General features: G+C 39.6%; 17 protein-coding genes, 2 tRNA genes and 1 riboswitch. Of the genes, 16 read left to right on the top strand and 3 right to left on the bottom strand.

Annotation, left to right across the window (positions count from 1 at the left end; all coding sequences use genetic code 11):
• Window positions 1–51: 51 nt before the first annotated feature.
• The 12 genes from ACFQZ9_RS13870 to ACFQZ9_RS13815 all read left to right on the top strand — a co-directional run bounded on the left by ACFQZ9_RS13870 (window position 52) and on the right by ACFQZ9_RS13815 (window position 11,382).
• Window positions 52–128 (top strand) — tRNA-Asp (locus ACFQZ9_RS13870).
• A gap of 154 nt (window positions 129–282) precedes the next feature.
• Window positions 283–355 (top strand) — tRNA-Phe (locus ACFQZ9_RS13865).
• 240 nt (window positions 356–595) lie between these two features.
• Window positions 596–2,032 (top strand): peptidoglycan DD-metalloendopeptidase family protein, encoded by a 1,437-nt coding sequence (locus tag ACFQZ9_RS13860; protein ID WP_498944244.1) that lies wholly within the window; start codon window positions 596–598, stop codon window positions 2,030–2,032.
• A 157-nt stretch (window positions 2,033–2,189) separates the two neighbouring features.
• A complete protein-coding gene (gene yycF / locus ACFQZ9_RS13855) occupies window positions 2,190–2,900 on the top strand; it encodes a response regulator YycF (RefSeq protein ID WP_198311003.1) in 711 nt (236 codons plus the stop codon).
• 8 nt (window positions 2,901–2,908) lie between these two features.
• Entirely contained in the window at window positions 2,909–4,735 is a 1,827-nt protein-coding gene (gene walK, locus ACFQZ9_RS13850; protein WP_198311002.1) for a cell wall metabolism sensor histidine kinase WalK, read from the top strand.
• On the top strand, window positions 4,732–6,054 hold the full coding sequence (locus tag ACFQZ9_RS13845; RefSeq protein WP_498944243.1) for a YycH family regulatory protein: 1,323 nt from the start codon (window positions 4,732–4,734) through the stop codon (window positions 6,052–6,054). The genes walK and ACFQZ9_RS13845 overlap by 4 nt, the downstream gene beginning before the upstream one ends.
• The gene (locus ACFQZ9_RS13840; protein WP_498944242.1) at window positions 6,041–6,835 is read left to right on the top strand and encodes a two-component system regulatory protein YycI; all 795 of its coding nucleotides are present in this window, start codon (window positions 6,041–6,043) and stop codon (window positions 6,833–6,835) included. Before ACFQZ9_RS13845 ends, ACFQZ9_RS13840 begins: the two co-directional genes overlap by 14 nt.
• 6 nt (window positions 6,836–6,841) lie before the next feature.
• Entirely contained in the window at window positions 6,842–7,636 is a 795-nt protein-coding gene (locus ACFQZ9_RS13835) for an MBL fold metallo-hydrolase (RefSeq protein WP_498944241.1), read from the top strand.
• Between the two features lie 198 nt (window positions 7,637–7,834).
• Entirely contained in the window at window positions 7,835–9,067 is a 1,233-nt protein-coding gene (locus tag ACFQZ9_RS13830) for a S1C family serine protease (protein ID WP_498944240.1), read from the top strand.
• A gap of 133 nt (window positions 9,068–9,200) precedes the next feature.
• Window positions 9,201–9,359 carry a CxxH/CxxC protein gene (locus ACFQZ9_RS13825; RefSeq protein ID WP_081810707.1) on the top strand — a complete coding sequence of 53 codons (159 nt, stop codon included), beginning with the start codon at window positions 9,201–9,203 and terminating at the stop codon, window positions 9,357–9,359.
• Between the two features lie 101 nt (window positions 9,360–9,460).
• Entirely contained in the window at window positions 9,461–9,940 is a 480-nt protein-coding gene (rlmH, locus tag ACFQZ9_RS13820) for a 23S rRNA (pseudouridine(1915)-N(3))-methyltransferase RlmH (RefSeq protein WP_198310997.1), read from the top strand.
• Between the two features lie 209 nt (window positions 9,941–10,149).
• Window positions 10,150–11,382 carry a Zn-dependent hydrolase gene (locus ACFQZ9_RS13815; RefSeq protein ID WP_498944239.1) on the top strand — a complete coding sequence of 411 codons (1,233 nt, stop codon included), beginning with the start codon at window positions 10,150–10,152 and terminating at the stop codon, window positions 11,380–11,382.
• Between the two features lie 148 nt (window positions 11,383–11,530).
• On the opposite strand, the gene ACFQZ9_RS13810 is transcribed toward ACFQZ9_RS13815, so the two are convergent.
• Window positions 11,531–11,689 carry a hypothetical protein gene (locus ACFQZ9_RS13810; RefSeq protein ID WP_198310994.1) on the bottom strand — a complete coding sequence of 53 codons (159 nt, stop codon included), beginning with the start codon at window positions 11,687–11,689 and terminating at the stop codon, window positions 11,531–11,533.
• A gap of 248 nt (window positions 11,690–11,937) precedes the next feature.
• Between ACFQZ9_RS13810 and ACFQZ9_RS13805 the strand changes: the two genes are divergently transcribed.
• From ACFQZ9_RS13805 to ACFQZ9_RS13795, 3 genes are all read left to right on the top strand, one after another.
• On the top strand, window positions 11,938–12,846 hold the full coding sequence (locus ACFQZ9_RS13805) for a LysR family transcriptional regulator (RefSeq protein WP_498944238.1): 909 nt from the start codon (window positions 11,938–11,940) through the stop codon (window positions 12,844–12,846).
• Window positions 12,843–14,084 carry a beta-ketoacyl-ACP synthase II gene (fabF, locus tag ACFQZ9_RS13800; RefSeq protein ID WP_498944236.1) on the top strand — a complete coding sequence of 414 codons (1,242 nt, stop codon included), beginning with the start codon at window positions 12,843–12,845 and terminating at the stop codon, window positions 14,082–14,084. The genes ACFQZ9_RS13805 and fabF overlap by 4 nt, the downstream gene beginning before the upstream one ends.
• A gap of 298 nt (window positions 14,085–14,382) precedes the next feature.
• Window positions 14,383–15,939: a malate:quinone oxidoreductase gene (locus ACFQZ9_RS13795; protein ID WP_498944235.1), complete on the top strand. Its 1,557-nt coding sequence runs from the start codon at window positions 14,383–14,385 to the stop codon at window positions 15,937–15,939.
• 123 nt (window positions 15,940–16,062) lie between these two features.
• On the opposite strand, the gene ACFQZ9_RS13790 is transcribed toward ACFQZ9_RS13795, so the two are convergent.
• Both ACFQZ9_RS13790 and ACFQZ9_RS13785 read right to left on the bottom strand, forming a co-directional pair.
• The gene (locus ACFQZ9_RS13790) at window positions 16,063–17,025 is read right to left on the bottom strand and encodes a hypothetical protein (RefSeq protein ID WP_498944234.1); all 963 of its coding nucleotides are present in this window, start codon (window positions 17,023–17,025) and stop codon (window positions 16,063–16,065) included.
• Between the two features lie 2 nt (window positions 17,026–17,027).
• Window positions 17,028–17,969 carry an ABC transporter permease subunit gene (locus tag ACFQZ9_RS13785; RefSeq protein WP_498944233.1) on the bottom strand — a complete coding sequence of 314 codons (942 nt, stop codon included), beginning with the start codon at window positions 17,967–17,969 and terminating at the stop codon, window positions 17,028–17,030.
• Between the two features lie 287 nt (window positions 17,970–18,256).
• Between ACFQZ9_RS13785 and ACFQZ9_RS13780 the strand changes: the two genes are divergently transcribed.
• Entirely contained in the window at window positions 18,257–19,306 is a 1,050-nt protein-coding gene (locus tag ACFQZ9_RS13780) for an LLM class flavin-dependent oxidoreductase (protein ID WP_498944232.1), read from the top strand.
• Window positions 19,307–19,388: 82 nt separating this feature from the next.
• Window positions 19,389–19,467: riboswitch (ZMP/ZTP riboswitch) on the top strand.
• The last annotated feature ends 107 nt before the right edge of the window (window positions 19,468–19,574 follow it).

Raw genomic sequence — 19,574 nt, 5'->3', positions numbered from 1 at the left:
TGAGTGACTGGCAAGGACAGTTTCCTTGCTGACTGCTATTAATATATATTTGGTCCGGTAGTTCAGTTGGTTAGAATGCCTGCCTGTCACGCAGGAGGTCGCGGGTTCGAGTCCCGTCCGGACCGCCATATAATTTCCTCAGTAGCTCAGTCGGTAGAGCACGATCGAATAAGCTACTTTGAATCAGCATCAGCGCACCCATCGAGCTGTTGCTTGAATAAGCTTTCTGAGATGGGGGCGAAGGACTTACAGCTATTTTGTTGTAGGGGAAAATATTAATATGGCTCAGTAGCTCAGTCGGTAGAGCAAAGGACTGAAAATCCTTGTGTCGGCGGTTCGATTCCGTCCTGAGCCATCCCAAAGAAGTTTGCTTAAGCAAGCTTCTTTTTTATTCCCTAAAAAGTAAAAAATTGCCTAATAAATACACCCCCAATGTAGGAAAATGTCAGTAATTATACAATTTTGTTACATTACCAAGAAGAATCTCCTTTATTACCTATATTATGGTAAGGTAAAGAAGTCGAAATTTGTAAGAAAATTTTTATTGAAAAATAAATTTAAATAGTGATTGTTTCTGTGATTTAGGGGGTATTACATGTTTCATCTCAATAAAAAATTCCGAATACTCAAAATGGCTGCGATATCAGCTATTGTTACATCCTCTTTGCTGCTTGCAAATGGGGCCAATACTTTTGCCGATTCCTCAAATTTAACGACCATACACTACGTATACCTAAACAATACATATATTGGTACAGTTTCAGACAAATCAATCATTGAAAAATTCATTTCAGAAAAAATAAAGGACTTGAAGAAAACCTACAAGGACCTTGATTTAAAATTCAATCCGCAAATTGAGTACATATCTGAAGAAGTTTTCCATTCAACGGCAAACGATCAGGAGACTATTAGCAATCTTGAAAATAGCAATCTATTACAGGCTGATTCCGCTGCTATTTTAGTAGAAGGAACACCTGTGGTCTATTTAGACAGCACCAAAGCAGCTGAAGATGTCATCCAAGAACTTAAACTTCAATATGTACCAAAGGATCAATTGAAAAGGTTAGAGAAAAGTAAAGCTTCAAGGGAGGCCTCTCTTTCGCCATTGAAGCAAAATGAAACTAGGTTACTCGATGTACACTTTGCCGAGAATGTCTCCATTCATTCAGAAAAGGCAACACCGGAAAAAATATTAACTGCGAAAAGGGCAGTTACCTTATTGCAAAAGGGGACCGTTGAAGAAAAAAAGTATGAAGTTAAAAAAGGCGATGTCCTCGGTTCAATTGCCAATGATCATAAGCTAAAACTTGAAGATCTTTTAGCCTTAAATCCAAAGCTGAAAGACAATCCCGTGTTAAAAATAGGTCAAAGGGTGAACATCACTGTACCTAAGCCTTATGTAAATGTGGTGGTTGAAAAAGAAGTAAGCAAGAAGGAAACCATTCCATATAAGAATGAAGTTGTTACCTCCTCCTCCCTGCCTAAAGGGGAAAAGAAGGAAAGACAAAAAGGTAAAAAAGGTTCACAAGCAGTAACGTATCAAGTTTTATTAGAAAATGGAAAGATCCTCAAAAAAGCGGTTACCAAACAAAAGGTTCTCCAAAAGCCAGTAAAGCATATTGTTGTAAAAGGGACAAAGGTAATCCCTTCCCGCGGTGAAGGCAGGTTTGCCTGGCCAACCGTTGGGGGCTATATTTCCAGCAAGGTGGGATATAGATGGGGACGTATGCATAAAGGGATTGACATTGCCCGTCCTAGCAATCGAACCATTAAAGCGGCAGATAATGGCGTAGTTATTTTCGCAGGCATGGATGGAAGCTTCGGGAATAAAATTGAAATTGATCATCGTAATGGCTTCCATACCATTTACGCGCATATGTCCTCCCTTAAGGTAAGCGCAGGTCAAACGGTTGAAAAGGGCCAAGCAATTGGCATTATGGGAGCAACAGGGGATGCAACTGGTGTCCATCTACATTTTGAAGTATATAAAAATGGTGCATTAGAAAATCCGCTATCTTATTTAAGAAGATAAATCGTGAAATGGTCTCTAGTGGTCTAGAGGCTTTTTCCATTTTGGCCATTATTGATGGCATTTGTAGCAAATACTACTAATAGATGATTTAAAACGGATTACATGATAAAGTAAAATAGAGTATATATGACTTTATTTAGATAAAGGAGCAATGGGTATGGAGAAAAAAATTCTTGTCGTGGATGATGAAAAGCCGATTGCGGATATCCTACAATTCAACTTAAAAAAGGAAGGCTACAATGTCTATTGTGCCTATGATGGTAATGAAGCAATTAAAATGGTCGAGGAAATCCAGCCGGATTTAATTCTTCTTGATATTATGATTCCTCAAAAAGATGGAATGGAAGTCTGCCGGGAAGTCCGCAAGAAATACGAAATGCCAATCATCATGCTGACAGCTAAGGACTCGGAAATTGATAAAGTACTTGGGCTTGAGCTTGGTGCAGATGATTATGTGACAAAACCTTTTAGTACAAGGGAATTAATTGCCCGTGTAAAGGCTAATTTACGCCGGCATCAGCAGTTTAACACCCCGCCGGAGGAAGAATCGGAAACAAATGAAATTGAAATTGGCTCGCTGGTAATTCATCCTGATGCCTATGTTGTTTCGAAACGCGGCGAAACCATAGAGCTGACACATCGTGAATTTGAACTGCTTTATTATTTGGCTCAGCATATTGGCCAGGTAATGACAAGAGAACATTTATTACAAACCGTTTGGGGTTACGATTATTATGGTGATGTCCGTACTGTGGACGTTACTGTCCGGCGTTTGCGGGAAAAAATTGAGGATAGCCCAAGCCATCCAACTTGGATTGTTACGCGAAGAGGAGTTGGATATTATTTGCGCAATCCTGAACAGGAGTAATGGCCTTCATGAGAAAGGTTGGTTTCTTTCGATCTATAAATGTTAAATTTGTTATCATCTATGTCCTGTTGATTTTAGTTGCGATGCAAATTATCGGGGTTTATTTTGTAAAGCAATTAGAAGAAACACTAAGGACCAACTTCCAAACCTCTTTAACAGAGCGTGTCAATTTGCTTGCTTATAATATTGTTGAAGAAATGGAAAAGGAACGGACACCTGAGGATCCAACACTTGAAGAAGATATAAAAAAGATCCTCAGGGACTTCTCAGCAGTGGATATATCAGAGGTGCGTGTCATTGATGGGCGTTCGATGAAAATCCTTGGGACCTCTGACCCCAATAATCAAGGGGTCGTTGGTCAGCGTTCGACAGAGCTTCGGGTGAAACAAACACTCACATTAGAAGAGGAACAGAGCAGTATTTTAATTGATCCGCAATCAGGGCACAGGATTTGGGTCCTCTCAAAGCCGATTAAATCGGGAAAAAAAGTCATTGGAGCCATTTATCTTGTTGCGAAAATTGAAAATGTCTTTGAACAAATGAAGACCATCAATGGTATTTTTGCAACGGGTACTGGTATTGCCTTAGCGATTACCGCTGTTTTAGGCATTTTACTGGCTCAGACCATCACAAGGCCAATTTCAGATTTGAAAAAGCAGGCCATAGCCATGACTAAAGGGAATTTCTCACGAAAGGTTAAAGTGTACGGAAATGATGAAATTGGTACTTTAGCGATGACCTTTAATAATTTAACGAAGAAACTTCAGGAAGCTCAGGCGATGACCGAAGGGGAACGCAGAAAGCTTTCCACCGTTTTATCGTATATGACAGATGGAGTAATCGCGACAGACCGGAAAGGCCGGGTTATTTTAATCAATGAACCCGCAGCTGAGATGCTGGATGTTTCACGTGAAACAGTTCTTTCGCAGCCGATTATATCACTTTTAGGGTTAAGTGACACGAATACCTTTGAAGATCTGCTTGAGGAAAAGGATTCGTTAATTTTGGATTATAGTACAAAAACAAAGCCCTATATCCTTCGGGCAAACTTTTCAGTGATTCAAAAGGAGACAGGCTTTGTTAACGGGTTAATTGCTGTACTGCATGATATCACAGAACAAGAAAAAATTAATACAGAGCGAAGGGAATTTGTGGCGAATGTGTCGCATGAGTTAAGAACTCCGCTTACAACGATGCGAAGCTACCTCGAGGCATTGGCAGATGGAGCTTGGAAGGATGAGGAGATTGCCCCAAACTTCTTAGAGGTCACACGAACAGAAACTGAAAGAATGATTCGGCTTGTGAACGATCTTCTCACATTATCGAAAATGGATAGCACGGATTATATGCTTTCTCCTGAATGGGTAAATTTTGTTAGCTTCTTCCACAGCATCATCGATCGTTTTGAAATGTCGAAGGAACAAAATGTTACCTTTAAAAGGATGCTTCCATCTAATCCAATTTTCGTGGAAATCGACGAGGATAAATTAACACAAGTACTCTATAACATTATTTCCAATGCCCTAAAGTATTCCCCTGAAGGCGGACAAGTCACGTTTTCCATTCAGGAGGAGGAAGGTAGAATTATTGTCAGCATATCCGACCAAGGGATGGGGATTCCGAAAGAAAATATCGGGAGGATATTTGACCGTTTTTATCGTGTTGATAAAGCAAGAACCCGAAAATTGGGCGGTACCGGTTTGGGCCTTGCCATTGCAAAGGAAATTATTAGTGCACATGGCGGGGGAATTTGGGCGACCAGCCAAGAAGGAAAAGGAACGGTTATCTCTTTTTCACTACCGTACGAGGGGTCCGAAGAGGATGAGTGGTCATGAGATACGAGAATATAAAGTCTGTAATATTATCGCTTTTGGTCTTAATTAGCATCGTGTTAACTTGGAATTTGTGGACATATCAGCCCAATTATGAAACGATGAAAAACACTAATACAGTTGCCGAAGTATCGTTAAGTGAGAAGCAGGAAGTTCAAAAAATCCTAAGGCCCGATCAAATTTTATATCATATCGGCGGCCATCATTATGGAACCTCTAATACAGATGCACTTGAGGAAATCATAAAGCAGTTAGGTCAGTGGACCTTTTTAAATGTTGAAAATTACACGGATAAGGCAGGAAATATAAATAATCTCGTTCATGGAAATGGTAAGGCGGAAATTATATTTCCTGGTGAGATTCCAATCTCTTTATATCGGAGTGTTCTTAATTTTGAAGAGCGTAAAATCCCATCCTTTAACTTTGACCGAATTGTGATTAATGTTGAAAATTCCAGCAAGGACTTCGGAACGGTTTACTTTGTATCTTCTGAACATCAACAGGTGTTTATCAGTCATATTTCATCTGCATTATTGAAGGGATTTCAGAAGGATTTTTATAAAAAGGCAGTGAATTTACCAAGGTATTTTGCCTATAAGCCCACAGCGAAACGGACGATTTTTTTACCTGAAAGTGAAACGGAAATGATGGAGTATCGCTATTTACCGATCACTCTAGATTCTAATGAATTTAAAGAGGCATTGTTTAGCGACCCAAGCTTTGTGCAGAAAAGCATGCTTCCGCACGGTGAAGAATATACGAATGATTCAAGTAAAATGAACGTCTATTATGACAGCAATATGCTAGTTTATGTAAATCCGACAGTAGATAGCGAATATACGTCCAATTCTTATGACTTAGTAAAAAAGAGTATTGATTTTGTGAATGAACATGGCGGCTGGACGGATCCTTATCGTTATGTTTCAAAGGATGATTATGAACAATCCGTCGTCTTTAGGTTATACAGTATGGACGGTTATCCTGTCCATAATGATCAGGGCGCATCAGAAATTAAGGAAGTTTGGGGAAAAAATGAAATTATGAAATATATAAGACCGAATATTTCCCTAGATTTGCCGCTTCGTTCTGAAACGAAGAAAATGATTCTCCCTTCCGGACGAGAAGCATTAAAATTTTTAGAAGACCGAAAGAATTTCAATCCTGATCTATTGAAGAAGATTGAGCTGGGATACAGGATGGAACGGGATTCAAAGGAAAACAAAATAATCCTCTTAGAACCTGCTTGGTTTTATCAGTATGATGATACTTGGGTGCAGATCACGATGGAAGACCAGGGAGGATTCAAGCATGGATTGGAGTAAAATAAAAACCATTTTTATTATAACCTTCTTAATTTTGGATGTTTATCTGCTCTTTCAATTCTTGAAAATCCGCGATGCGAACAAATATGAATTAATTACGGAAGCATCCTTTGAGGAAAAACTGAAGGCTGATGAAATTAAATATGGGGATTTACCGAAAGCACCCATTAAGGCGCAATATTACAGTGCAAAGCCAAAGAAATTCAAGAAGAGTGATTTAAACCGTTTAGATGGGGAAGCCGCTGTTCTAAAGGATGAGACAACGATCCAGGCGAAACTCGAAAACCCATTACAGCTGAGCTCAAAATTTGAACCAGCTGATCTTTCTGCTTTTTTAAAAAGCGATGTTCTTTACGGGGACCAGTATCAATTTTGGGAAGAAAATTATAAACAAAAAACGATTACCTATTTTCAACAATATGATAGTTACCCTTTATATCATAATATCAATGGTATGATTACGTTTCATTTGAATAAAGACAATCAAATTGTTTCCTACGAGCAGACTTATTTGGAGGGAATTGAAAAACTTACGGCTAAAGAGGAAATCCTCCCTCCTTTAAAGGCAATTGAAACCCTGCATCAAAAAGGGATTCTTAAACCAAAGAGTACGATTACAAAGGTTGAACTGGGATATTCCACCTTAATACAGCTTGCAGCCTCTCAAGTGCTGGCACCGACATGGCGTTTTGTTGTCGATGATAAAGAGAGCCTGTTTGTAAATGCATTTGAAGGACAGATTATTCAATTTAACAGCGACGAAAAAAATGTAGTGGAGTGAAATAGAATGTCATTGCGTTATAGCATATTAGCGAGTGGAAGTACGGGGAATGCACTATATGTTGAGTCCGATGAACATTCCTTTTTGGTAGATGCCGGGTTTAGCGGAAAACAGATGGAAGGACTATTTGGGCAAATTGACCGGGACATAAGTAAGCTCTCGGGGATTTTTGTTACTCATGAGCACAGTGACCATATTAAGGGTGTCGGTGTGCTTGCACGTAAATATAAGCTTCCTGTTTACGCAAATGAAAAAACCTGGCGGGCAATGGACGGTTTAGTAGGAGAGATTCCGACTGAGCAAAAATTTGTTTTTAACATGGAAACGGTAAAAAGTTTTGGGGCTGTAGACATTGAATCCTTTGGTGTTTCACATGATGCGGCAGAACCAATGTTTTATGTTTTTCACCATTCCGATCAAAAGCTTGTGTTGATTACAGATACAGGATATGTCAGCGACCGGATGAAGGGAATAATCACGAATGCGGATGCGTATATTTTTGAATCGAACCATGATGTGCAAATGCTGCGGATGGGCAGATATCCTTGGAATATTAAGCGGAGAATTTTAAGTGATGTCGGCCATGTCTCCAATGAAGATGCTGCAGTGGCAATGAGCGAAGTGATTGGTGACAAAACGCGCAGGGTCTATCTTGCCCATTTAAGCCTTGATAATAATATGAAGGACTTAGCGCGGATGTCCGTGTCGCAAACATTACAAAGCCGCGGTTTAATTGTTGGAGAGCAGTTTGACCTCTATGATACTGACCCAAAAACTCCTACTAATTTGACTGCCGTATAGAATAGCTGATTAACAAAAGAGCGGGGTGCAGTTCATCCTCGCTCTTTTTGTGTAAAAGTGAAGTCTAAATTGTGTCTAATAATGGAAGAAAACTGTAAGAAATTGCATTTTTTTATAAATCGCTGTTTAGAAGAGTATAATTGTACATATAAGCCAAAATAAACGATAGCAGCTTTTCGAAAGAGAGGGAATCGATAAATGGGTTATTATGATGATCATTCAAATGGACGTTATCGAGAAAAAAGAGGCAGAGGCGGCTTTTTCTTCTCCAGTTTGGTTGGAGCAGTTATTGGAGCCGTTTTGGTAGTTATGTTTATTCCGAACTTAGCAAATTCAGGCGTTCTCCCCTACGATATTCAACCTAAAAATCAAGTTTCAACCGAAACAGGCACGAATAACCAACAAGGTTTTGTACAGCAAAATGTGTCCTATAATGTAACAACCAATACTACAAAAGCCGTTGATCAAGCAGGTCCGGCAGTTGTAGGAATTACCAATATCCAATCGACTCAATTTTGGTCTGACAACGGGAAAAAGTCAGAAGAAGCAGCTGGGACCGGATCCGGTGTTATTTATAAAAAAGCTGGAAATAAGGCTTTTATCGTCACGAACCACCACGTGGTGGAAGGGGCTACAAAACTTGAGGTGAGTCTAACCGACGGGACAAAAATCCCTGCAGACCTTCTGGGCAGTGATATTTGGACGGATTTAGCCGTTCTTGAAATTGACGCCAGCCATGTTAAAAAAATTGCCCAATTTGGAAATTCCGATGAACTAAAAATGGGCGAACCGGTTATTGCGATTGGGAACCCACTTGGTCCTACCTTCTCCGGTTCGGTAACACAGGGAATTGTTTCAGGATTAAAACGGACAATTCCGGTAGATATCAATCAGGATGGGATTATTGATTGGCAAGCAGAGGTTTTACAAACAGATGCCGCCATCAACCCTGGTAATAGCGGCGGTGCCTTAGTCAATATTGCCGGCCAGGTGGTTGGAATCAATTCGATGAAAATATCTCAAGAGGCGGTTGAAGGAATTGGCTTATCGATTCCAATTAACTCCGCAAAACCGATTATCAATGATTTAGAGCAGTATGGAAATGTAAAACGGCCATATATGGGTGTCGATTTAAAATCCGTTTCTGAAATTCCCGCTTACTATCAAGAGGAGGCCCTCAAATTGCCGAGGGATGTAAACTATGGTGTAGCCCTTCGTGAGGTCGTACCGAATTCACCAGCCGATCAGGCAGGCCTAAAGGAACTAGATGTCATTGTAGAAATGGATGGAAAGAGGATAAATGATGTCTTAGACTTAAGGAAACATTTGTATCAAAGTAAGAAGATTGGTGAGCAAATGAAAATAAAGTTTTACCGAGGTGGGAAATTAAACGAAACAACGTTAAAACTGATCAGTGATAAAACACAGTAAGTTGTAAGGCAGGAGGTGAACGACCACCCTCCTGCTTTATTTTATGGTAACATGGATGAGGTTCAGTATGACTGATTGATTTAAAGTAAAAAATAAGGTAAGTGAAAATATTTTTCGAAGGGTGAAGTTAAGGATGATTTATTGCTGCGAGGAACATGTGGATATTGCATTGGATACGGTTGTGAACGAACATGAAACATTTCCGTTATTAACAAAACTAGATGTGGATAATTTATCAACAAGCTGTGAATATTGTCGAAATAGCGCTGTATATATAGTGGCGAACAAGTGATTCCATACAAGATGTGGATAAAAATTGTGTATATGTGGATAACTCCTGTGGATATCTTGTTTGTAAGCTGTTTGTAATCAATTTGAAAAGGGCTGTGAATTGTGAATATCTCGATTGTGACGGTTGGCAAATTAAAAGAGAAATATTTAAGGCAAGGAATTGATGAGTATTTAAAGCGATTGTCCGCCTATGCAAAGGTGGAAGTGATTGAGGTAGCGGATGAAAAGGCACCGGAGGAATTAAGTGAATCAGAAATGTTACAGGTCAAACAAAAAGAAGGCGAACGGATTTTGGCCAAAATCAGTCAGGATGCCCATGTGATTGCCTTAGCGATTAACGGAAAAATGCAATCTTCGGAGGAACTGGCAGATACATTAGATAAGTTAGCTACATACGGAAAAAGTAAAATTGCCTTTGTGATTGGTGGTTCGTTAGGGTTGAGTGACGAAGTAGTGCGGAGGTCGAATGAACAGTTGTCTTTTTCAAAGATGACTTTCCCCCATCAACTGATGAGGTTGATTTTGGTGGAGCAGATTTATCGAGCGTATCGAATAAATCGGGGGGAACCGTATCATAAATAGATGCAATTTTTAAGAATAATAATAAAGACCTTTGCCTTTATTATTATGACAGTGGTCTTTTTTTAAAATGAAAAGAATACATTATATTTTTCATTCTGAATCATGGAATCCCAATGACCTAGAGATTAGATTACTATATAATTTTATAGATTTTATTAATTCGCTTCCACCCCAATAGTGAAATGAATGCCGGAACAGGAGATATTTCTATGGATTGCAAGGAAAGATATGAGGCACTATTCAATAATATTAATCAGTATAATTCAGGTGAAGTGGGCATAACAAGAGTGGCCTATACAAATGAAGAGCAAACCTGCACCCATGCATTTATGCGTATGTGTAAGGCTGAAAACATGGATATTCGAATGGATAATTGCGGAAATGTGATTGCCAAAAGAAAAGGGAAAATAAAGGGACTGCCACCAGTTGTAATGGGATCCCATTTGGATACAGTCTATCAGGGCGGAAAATATGATGGTGTGGTAGGAGTTACAGCCGCATTGGAAGTAATTAAGCGGTTAAATGAAAAAGGTATTGAAACGGATCATCCGATTGAGGTTATTTCATTTGCTTGTGAAGAATCCGCACGTTTTGGTGTATCAACAGTAGGGAGCAAAGCGATGGCTGGTATGTTTGAAAAAGATAAATATCGGCATTTAAAAGATCGTGATGGAATATCAATGGAAAAGGCTTTTTCTTTAGTCGCACTTGATTATGATAGCGTTGATCAGGCAAGCAGGGTGAACGAAGACTTTAAGGCGTATTTTGAATTACATATCGAACAGGGGCCTGTCTTAATCAACAATGATAAAAAGATTGGCATTGTTACGGGAATAGCTGCACCAGTGAGATTTCTTATAAAAATTATCGGGAAAGCTTCACATTCCGGTACAACTCCAATGATTATGAGACAAGACGCTTTACTGGGGGCTTCTGAGATCGCATTGGAGCTTGAAAAGGCAGCTAAGAATGAACAAGATTATGAAACTGTTGCTACTGTAGGAGTAATGAACATCCAAAACGGTGCTATGAATGTGGTTCCAGGTGAAGTGGAAATGAAAATTGATATTAGGTCCACTTCGGTGGATTCAAGACAGCGAGTGGTAGATCAATTAAACGAATCAATTTCAGCAGCTAAATTGCAAAGACAATTGGAGATTGTATGTACGAAAATTATTGCTGAGGAACCAGTTTTGTTGTCTCCTGAAATTAATGATGTAGTAAAAATGAAATGCGAAGAAAAAAATCTGTCTTATCAATTTATGCAAAGTGGAGCAGGACATGATGCGATGAACATAACAAGATTATGTCCTGTAGGTCTTATCTTTGTTCCATCAATAGATGGACTTAGTCATCATCCAAATGAATATACAGAGATGGATGATATTTTAAAAGGTATTGATCTGCTTGAAGAAGTTGTTTTGCATTACGCAAATTCATAAAGAATCGCATATTAATTTTTCCAACATAATAAAAAAACAAAATGATTAAACATTGGTATCTTTAAAGTTATTTAAGCAAAAAGCCTCTCTGGAATGCAGAGAGGCAAAAAAATTAATAAATCTATACTAATATTTTACTATATTATTTTTAAGCAATTTCCTGCTGAAAACAAGGGTCATTAAAATATACAACCTCAGAGATAATTTTACTGCCCTTCATGTTTTTAAGAGCCTCTCTTGCTTCTTCTTCAGTTTCAAATTCAAACATGGAAATATTTGAATCTAAATAACGAGTTATAATCCACATAAAAATTCCTCCTATTTTTGAAATTATTTCTGTCCCCCAGACAGGACATCTATAAATATGGTTAAAGAGAAAATATGCTATGTTAAACCATAAAGGTGATTGGGTTATAATGAATCTCAATCTAGGGTAAAAAGACGATTATTAATTGCTACGGGTCAATGATAATGCAATAATGGAAATAAATAAAATGCTAAAAATTTATAATAAGATATAAAAAACTTTTATATGGCAAAAAATAGGAGGGAATCGTGGATTACCGTGATTGGGAGATACTGAAGGTCCTCTATAGTCAGAAGAACCTAACGAAAGCAGCAAGGCTTTTGTTTATTACACAGCCTGCATTAACCAATCGTTTAAAGCACATGCAGGAGGAATTAGGTGTCAAAATTGTAACCCGTGAAAGCAGAGGGATCCATTTCACCCCAGAGGGAGAATATCTTGTTCAGTGTGCCGATAATATCCTTGCTCAATATAACAAAATAGTAGAGCATGTCCGGAATATGAGTCAAACGTCTGGCAATGAAGTGGTAGGAACAATGAAATTGGGGGTATCCAACTTCTTTGCCAATTATGAACTGCCCTATATTTTGAAATTATTTAAAAGGCAGTATCCTCATGTGGAATTTAAAGTGATTACAGGCTGGAGTAAAGATGTAACAAAACTTATACACAATAAGGATGTTCATATCGGATTTGTTCGCGGTGACTATAGCTGCAGAGGACTGAAGAAGCATTTATTATTTGAAGAAACCGTTTCTGTTACGTCGAGGGAAGCGATTGATATTGCGGATTTGCCGAATCTCCCCAGAATTGACTATAACGGAGATTTCTTATTAAAATCATTAATTGATAATTGGTGGGCCGAAAATTTTTCACAGCCGCCTTTTATCAGTATTGAAGTGGACCAGGTTGATACATGTAAGGAAATGGTTATAAATGGTTTAGGCTATGGCTTCTTGTCCAGTCGTATACTTAATGAAATAGATGATTTATATAAAATAGTTTTAACCAACCAAAAAGGAAATCCTATTTTACGCAGAACATGGATGTATTACCATAAGGAATCCTTAGAATGGAATGTTGTGAAGGCTTTTGTGAACTTTATTGAGACATTGAATAATCCTGTGAATAATGAATTAAGGGAGAGCAATAGATGAATCGAAGAATAGTGGTTACTGGTATTGGGGCTGTCACTCCCTTGGGGAATGATGCGAAAACAACATGGAATAATATTAAAAATGGTGTATCTGGAATTGGCCCGGCAACGATATTGGATGCAGAAAAAGTTGATATTAAAATTGCGGCAGAAGTAAAAAACTTTGCACCAGAAGAATTTATGGATAAAAAAGAAGCAAGAAGAATGGGCCGTTATAGTCAGTTCGCTGTTGCTGCAAGTAAAATGGCTGTTAAGGATGCAGGGATTCACATCGGCGTGGACATTCAGCCCGAACGGGTAGGAGTTTGGATTGGGTCAGGAATTGGCGGTTTGGGTGAGTTCGAGGAACAACATCGGAAATTTCTCGAAAAAGGGCAAAGAAGGGTGAATCCGTTTACGATTCCGATGTTTATCCCAGACATGGCCGCTGGACAAGTTTCCATCGAACTTGGGGCAAAAGGAATTAACAATTGTTCCGTCACAGCATGTGCATCGGGCGCGAATTCAATCGGTGATGCCTTCCGCGTGATCCAAAAAGGCGATGTAGAAATGATGATTGCCGGAGGGACAGAAGCAACTATTACAGATATGACCGTGGCCGGATTTTCGAATATGACTGCTCTTTCGAAAAATCCTGATCCAACATCTGCAAGCCGGCCTTTTGATAAGAATCGTGATGGATTTGTTATCGGGGAAGGCGCTGGAATTTTGGTAATAGAAGAATTAGAGCATGCACTAGCTCGTGGTGCTCACATATATGGAGAACTGATTGGATATGGTGCTACAGGAGATGCACATCATATTACAACACCTGCACCAGAGGGAGAGGGTGCACAACGGGCCATGAAACTAGCCTTAGCGGATGCTGGAATTTCTCCGGAGCAGGTGGACTATATCAATGCTCATGGCACATCCACCTATTATAATGATTTGTATGAAACATTAGCGATCAAGGAAGTTTTCAAGGAACATGCTTATTCTCTTTCGGTAAGTTCGACCAAATCGATGACAGGACATTTGCTTGGGGCAACCGGTGCCATTGAGGCGATCTTTTCTCTATTAGCCATCAAGGAAGGGATCCTCCCTCCAACGATTAATTATGAAACACCTGATGAACAACTTGATTTAGATTATGTCCCAAATGTGGCTAAAAAGAAGGATATTCAGATCGTTCTCTCAAACTCATTAGGATTCGGCGGACATAATGCCACATTAATTTTTAAAAAGTTTAGTAAATAAGCCGAATAAATACAGATGAAAAACCAAGGACTTAAACCTGGCAAGAAGCTGGGTCTAGGCCTTGGTTTTACTATGTTTATAAGTCATGTGGATGGACTTTCCTCTTTTTACAAGCTTTTAAATACCTTAAAACCTATCAAAATATTTTAATCTTTAACTATTAGTGATACACTATATATAGGTTATAAATGAAATGATACAGAAAAGATGTGCGACTAGGTGCGCAGGCTTGCTGTAATGCCTAAGCGGAACCACCTACATCCTTTCTGCAATTCTTAGGGGATAAGGGACGGTAATAATGAGTAACAGACAAACTAATACAGACGTTATCTTAATTGGTGCCGGAATTATGAGCGCTACTTTGGGGACACTTTTGAAAGAATTAGTACCGGACTGGAAGATTACAGTGTTTGAGAAGCTCGACAAAGCGGGAGAGGAAAGCTCTAACGAGTGGAATAATGCAGGAACAGGGCACGCCGCCCTATGCGAGCTTAACTACACTGTTGAAAAACCGGACGGATCAATAGATATTAGCAAAGCCATTAGAATAAATGAACAGTTTCAACTTTCAAGACAGTTTTGGTCCTATCTTGTAAATAAAAATCTTATAGACAATCCGCATGATTTTATCATGCCATTGCCACATATGAGTTTAGTACAAGGGGAAGAAAATGTAGAGTTCTTGAAAAAACGTTTTCAAGCGCTTTCAAACATTCCACTGTTCGAAGGGATGGAATTTTCTGAGGATCCAGAGAAATTAATGGAATGGATTCCACTTATTATGGAAGGCCGTACATCGCAGGAAGCAATCGCGGCCACCAAAATCGACTCTGGAACGGATGTCAACTTTGGTGCTTTAACCCGCATATTGTTTGATCACTTAAAGAATCAAAACGTTGATATTAAATACAACCATCAGGTAAATGATATTAAACGTACTAGCGACGGCTCATGGGAATTGAAAGTGCGTAATGCTAGTGGCGAAGTTGAACGCCATACGGCAAAATTCATCTTTGTCGGCGGCGGTGGCGGATCTTTGCCGTTACTGCAAAAAACGGGTATTCCGGAAAGTAAACATATTGGAGGATTCCCTGTAAGCGGGCTATTCCTGGTTTGTAACAATCCGGAGGTTGTGAATCAGCATCATGCAAAAGTATACGGTAAGGCTAAGGTTGGTGCTCCTCCAATGTCTGTGCCGCATCTTGATACACGATTTATCGAAAACAAAAAATCGTTACTATTTGGACCGTTTGCTGGCTTCTCACCAAAATTCTTAAAAACTGGTTCAAATATGGATTTATTAAGTACGGTAAAACCGAATAATGTTTTCACGATGTTAGCCGCAGGTGCAAAAAACATTCCATTGACAAAATATCTGGTCCAGCAACTGATGTTATCGAAAGAACAACGGATCGAAGAGTTACGGGAATTTATTCCCAATGCGAAAAGTGAAGATTGGGATATCGTTGTAGCGGGCCAACGTGTACAAGTTATAAAAGATACAGAAGCTGGCGGTAAAGGGACACTTCAATTTGGTACGGAAGTGGTTAGTGCCGCTGATGGTTCTGTCGCTGCACTCCTCGGTGCTTCTCCGGGTGCTTCGACTGCCGTTCACGTCATGCTTGAGGTAATAAAAAAATGTTTCCCGCAACATCTAAAAGCGTGGGAACCGAAAATAAAAGAAATGATTCCTTCTTATGGAAAGTCACTAGTGGATAACCCAGAGCTTTTCCACGAAGTTAATAGTTTTACAGCGTGGATGCTTGGTCTAAGCAATGGTCGCTCACCTATTGACAATGAGAGAGATTTCCAGAAAGAGTTACGAGATTTAGAAAAAGAAACGGTATCAGTTTAAAACTGTTAGAAAAAGCATCTTTATAGATGCTTTTTCTTTTGTTTATAAAAGTAATCGTAAGCATTCATGTTGATACTAGATAAACAACATAATACTGTAAGGCGGCGGGGGCCATACCCCATTCTATCCTTTTATATCCACCGTTTCCCTCCTGAACCGCGGCAAGAAAGGCTTCCTCTGGACAATTAATCCCTTGTGTTTTCTCGAATGATATTCTAGTATTCCCTCACCTAATGAAACAAAGGATAACATGGATAGGGTAATAAATAACGAGCTAAATAGAGGGACCCATGGAAAGGCATCAAAATCGATTAGGACATCAAATAAAAACATCGGCCAGATCATGGCTGTGTTATCGATTAAGTAAGCACCGCTTATTTGTTGGACAAGGGCCTGGGAGATAAAAATTCCAAAGATTCCAAGCTGGCCTAGCAAAAATAACATACTCCCTAAATGCTGCACAAAGTAGGCAACCCACTGAGGATAGCAGCCGGGCCAATAATATTGTTTCCATAGTCCGAATGGTTTCGAACCGACCACAATTCCAGCCTCATAATAGGTTTCTTTTTGAATCAATAAGACCCCTTTGTAGACGACCTCTCCTACTTTTCCTAACTCAAATAGAATAAGAAAGCTAATCATCCAAATAGTGCGGTGAGGAGAAAGGATAAAAAATGGGATCGTTGACACGATAATAAAGTAAAAAAAGACAGGTATTCTTGAAAACAAATAATTCCACGCCTGTAAAAGCACCCTGAAAAAGGTCAAATGGGCAGAAGCTACACCGAATGGAATGGCAAGTAAAAAGGTGATCAAGGAAATCGTAAAAACAATACTTAAAGTCCCTCGCGTCCCCATAATGAGAGCACTATAGATATCCTTGCCAGATTTATCAGAGCCTAACAAGAATTCCTTATTTGGGGCAAAGGGCGGGAGGATAAAATCCAGATTGCTTTCGGGACCGACCACATATGTATGAGGGGTAACATTTTTATCAACATTCGGCAAATAGGGGCCAAGCATAAAAATGATGGCGAATAGACCGCAGCCTATAAGGCCAATCCACAAAGAAGGTATTTTTTGCATGATTATCTTTCCCCCTTTTTTGGATTCAGGAAAAACTCAAGGAGCTGTTGAGTCCATTGTGCGAAAAGTAAAAGAGCCATAATTAATAAACTAAAGCCGATAACGGCGGGGACATCAATCGGGAAAGCCTCCCCTGCAAAAAATTTACTTTTAATATGGATGGCCGCGATTAGGCGATACCCAATCCCATGATATGAGGTTAAAAATTCGACGATGAACATACCGGAAAATAATGTTAAAATAACAGGCATAAAATGCTGAAGCAATTTTGGATAGCAATTTTTTAGAATATGCCTCCAAAGAATCACCCGATCAGGAACCCCTTTTGCTTTTGCTGTCTTTATATAATCCTTTTCATCTTCCTCATCTAATGCTTGATAGGTGTACTTTGCGATAATAAATGCTGGATACATGCTTAAAAATAGGATGGGAAGAAAGATACTGTACCATTTGTCATTTCCATATAGGTCTACTCTTGGAAGAAGGCTGTGGCTTATGGCGAGAGATAGGAGGGTCTGAAAAAGGAAAATGAGGAAAAAGTCAGGAACAGCCTGCCCTAGCCAAGTAGATCCTCTCCCGAAGAATCGCCCTATTTTATTATTTTGAAACTGATAATCGAAGACACCTTTATAGATTCCGATCATGATACTAAGCAACATTGCGGGAAGGAGAATGGCAATGCTTCTTTTAAAATAAAGGAGAAGTTCTGTTTCGACTGGTTGATTAAACACCGTTGTTCCGAGGCTTTTCTTTGTTTTCACTTCTTTAACATAATCATAAATATTTTGTTTATAACCATCCCAAGTAAAATGGTAGGACATGACATCCTTAACACCTACTCGATGGGATTCCGTTTCCCGAGGCAATAAAACCACTAAAATGATGATAATGGCCATACATCCCCATAGTAAAAGACTGCCGAATAAGCGTAAAAAAAGATTCATCTATCCACTTACCTCCAAAATACAAGCCGTCGTTTTAAATTCTATTATTCTAGCAAGCAAAAACAACATGCATTTTCTGAAGGCAACATACTGTTTTTTGCTAAAAGTAGAACTGTTAATATCCTCCATTTTTAATCATTAATTACATAAATTTTACCATAAAATTGAAAAAACGTGCTATTTAAATTATTCTTTCTTTGTTCTTATCAAAGGTTGCTCGAGTGGTGACAGGCACTTCATTTACGGTATAGTAGGAGGAAAGAACCGATGAAATAGGAGGAATTTTTGTGGAGATAGGTTTGAGCACGTTTGTGGAAACAACTCCGGACGTTCAAACAGGTGAGGTCATCAGCCATGCCCAACGTATTCGTGAAGTAGTTGAGGAAATTGTCCTAGCCGATCAGGTTGGACTGGATGTTTTTGGAGTTGGTGAACATCACCGGAAAGATTATGCGGCTTCTTCCCCTGCCGTCGTGCTGGCTGCTGCAGCCTCACAGACAAAACGGATACGGCTGACAAGCGCCGTTACGGTGTTATCTTCAGCGGACCCGGTACGTGTGTTCCAGGACTTTGCCACGCTCGATGCTATTTCGAACGGGCGGGCTGAGATTATGGCAGGCCGGGGATCTTTTATCGAATCTTTCCCGCTGTTCGGCTATGATTTAAAAGACTATGATGAACTTTTTGAAGAAAAGCTCGAGTTATTATTGAGAATACGTGAATCTGAAAAAGTAACATGGGGCGGCGGGCATCGTCCGGCCATTCCAAATTTAGGAATCTATCCACGGCCGGTGCAAAATCCATTGCCGGTTTGGATTGGCAGCGGCGGGAATACACAATCGGCTATCCGAGCCGGAATGCTTGGACTGCCGCTTGTTCTCGCCATTATTGGCGGAAGCCCGCTGCAATTTGCACCGCTTGTAAAGCTTTATAAAAGAGCTGCAGAAAAGGCTGGTCATGATGTATCTAAGCTTCCTGTCGCATCACATTCACATGGCTTTATTGCAGAAGATACAGAGACGGCTGCAGACAAGTCTTTCCCATCCACCCAGCAGGCGATGAATGTGCTTGGGCGGGAGCGCGGCTGGGGGCATTACAGCCGGGCAAGCTTTGATGCTGCAAGAAGCTTTGAAGGGGCATTGTACGTTGGCGATCCGGAAACGGTTGCCGAAAAGATTATTCATCTCCGCAAACATGTAGGAATCACACGTTTTATGCTCCATACACCGGTTGGAACCATGCCCCATGAAGATGTCATGAAAGCAATCGAGCTGTTGGGGACAAAAGTGGCACCTCGTGTTCGAGAGAAAATTTCAAACTGGGAAAAGGAACTATAACTGGTAAAATCAAAATTTTTTAAATTAAGTAATTAATTTAGTTGATGGTTTAAAAGGAACTTGTTAAAATGGAGGAAATGAAAAGGCTATGTGTAACTGGCGAAGCGCGGAGAACCGTGAGGGAGCACATAGTATCGCAGCCGTTCGCCTGGGCAGAGGTAAGGGAATATACCCCTTGCCTCTTTCTGTTTATTAGGAGGAGATAAAAAGGAAATAACTGTTGACTAGCGTGAATATTTTTGATTATTTATAATAGTCTATAAGATTT

It is taken from the genome of Neobacillus sp. GCM10027624, from assembly GCF_042675345.1.
GTDB lineage: Bacteria > Bacillota > Bacilli > Bacillales > Cytobacillaceae > Neobacillus > Neobacillus cucumis_D.
The sequence above is the reverse complement of the archived record's forward strand: the minus strand, read 5'-3'. Positions and strand labels throughout refer to the sequence as shown.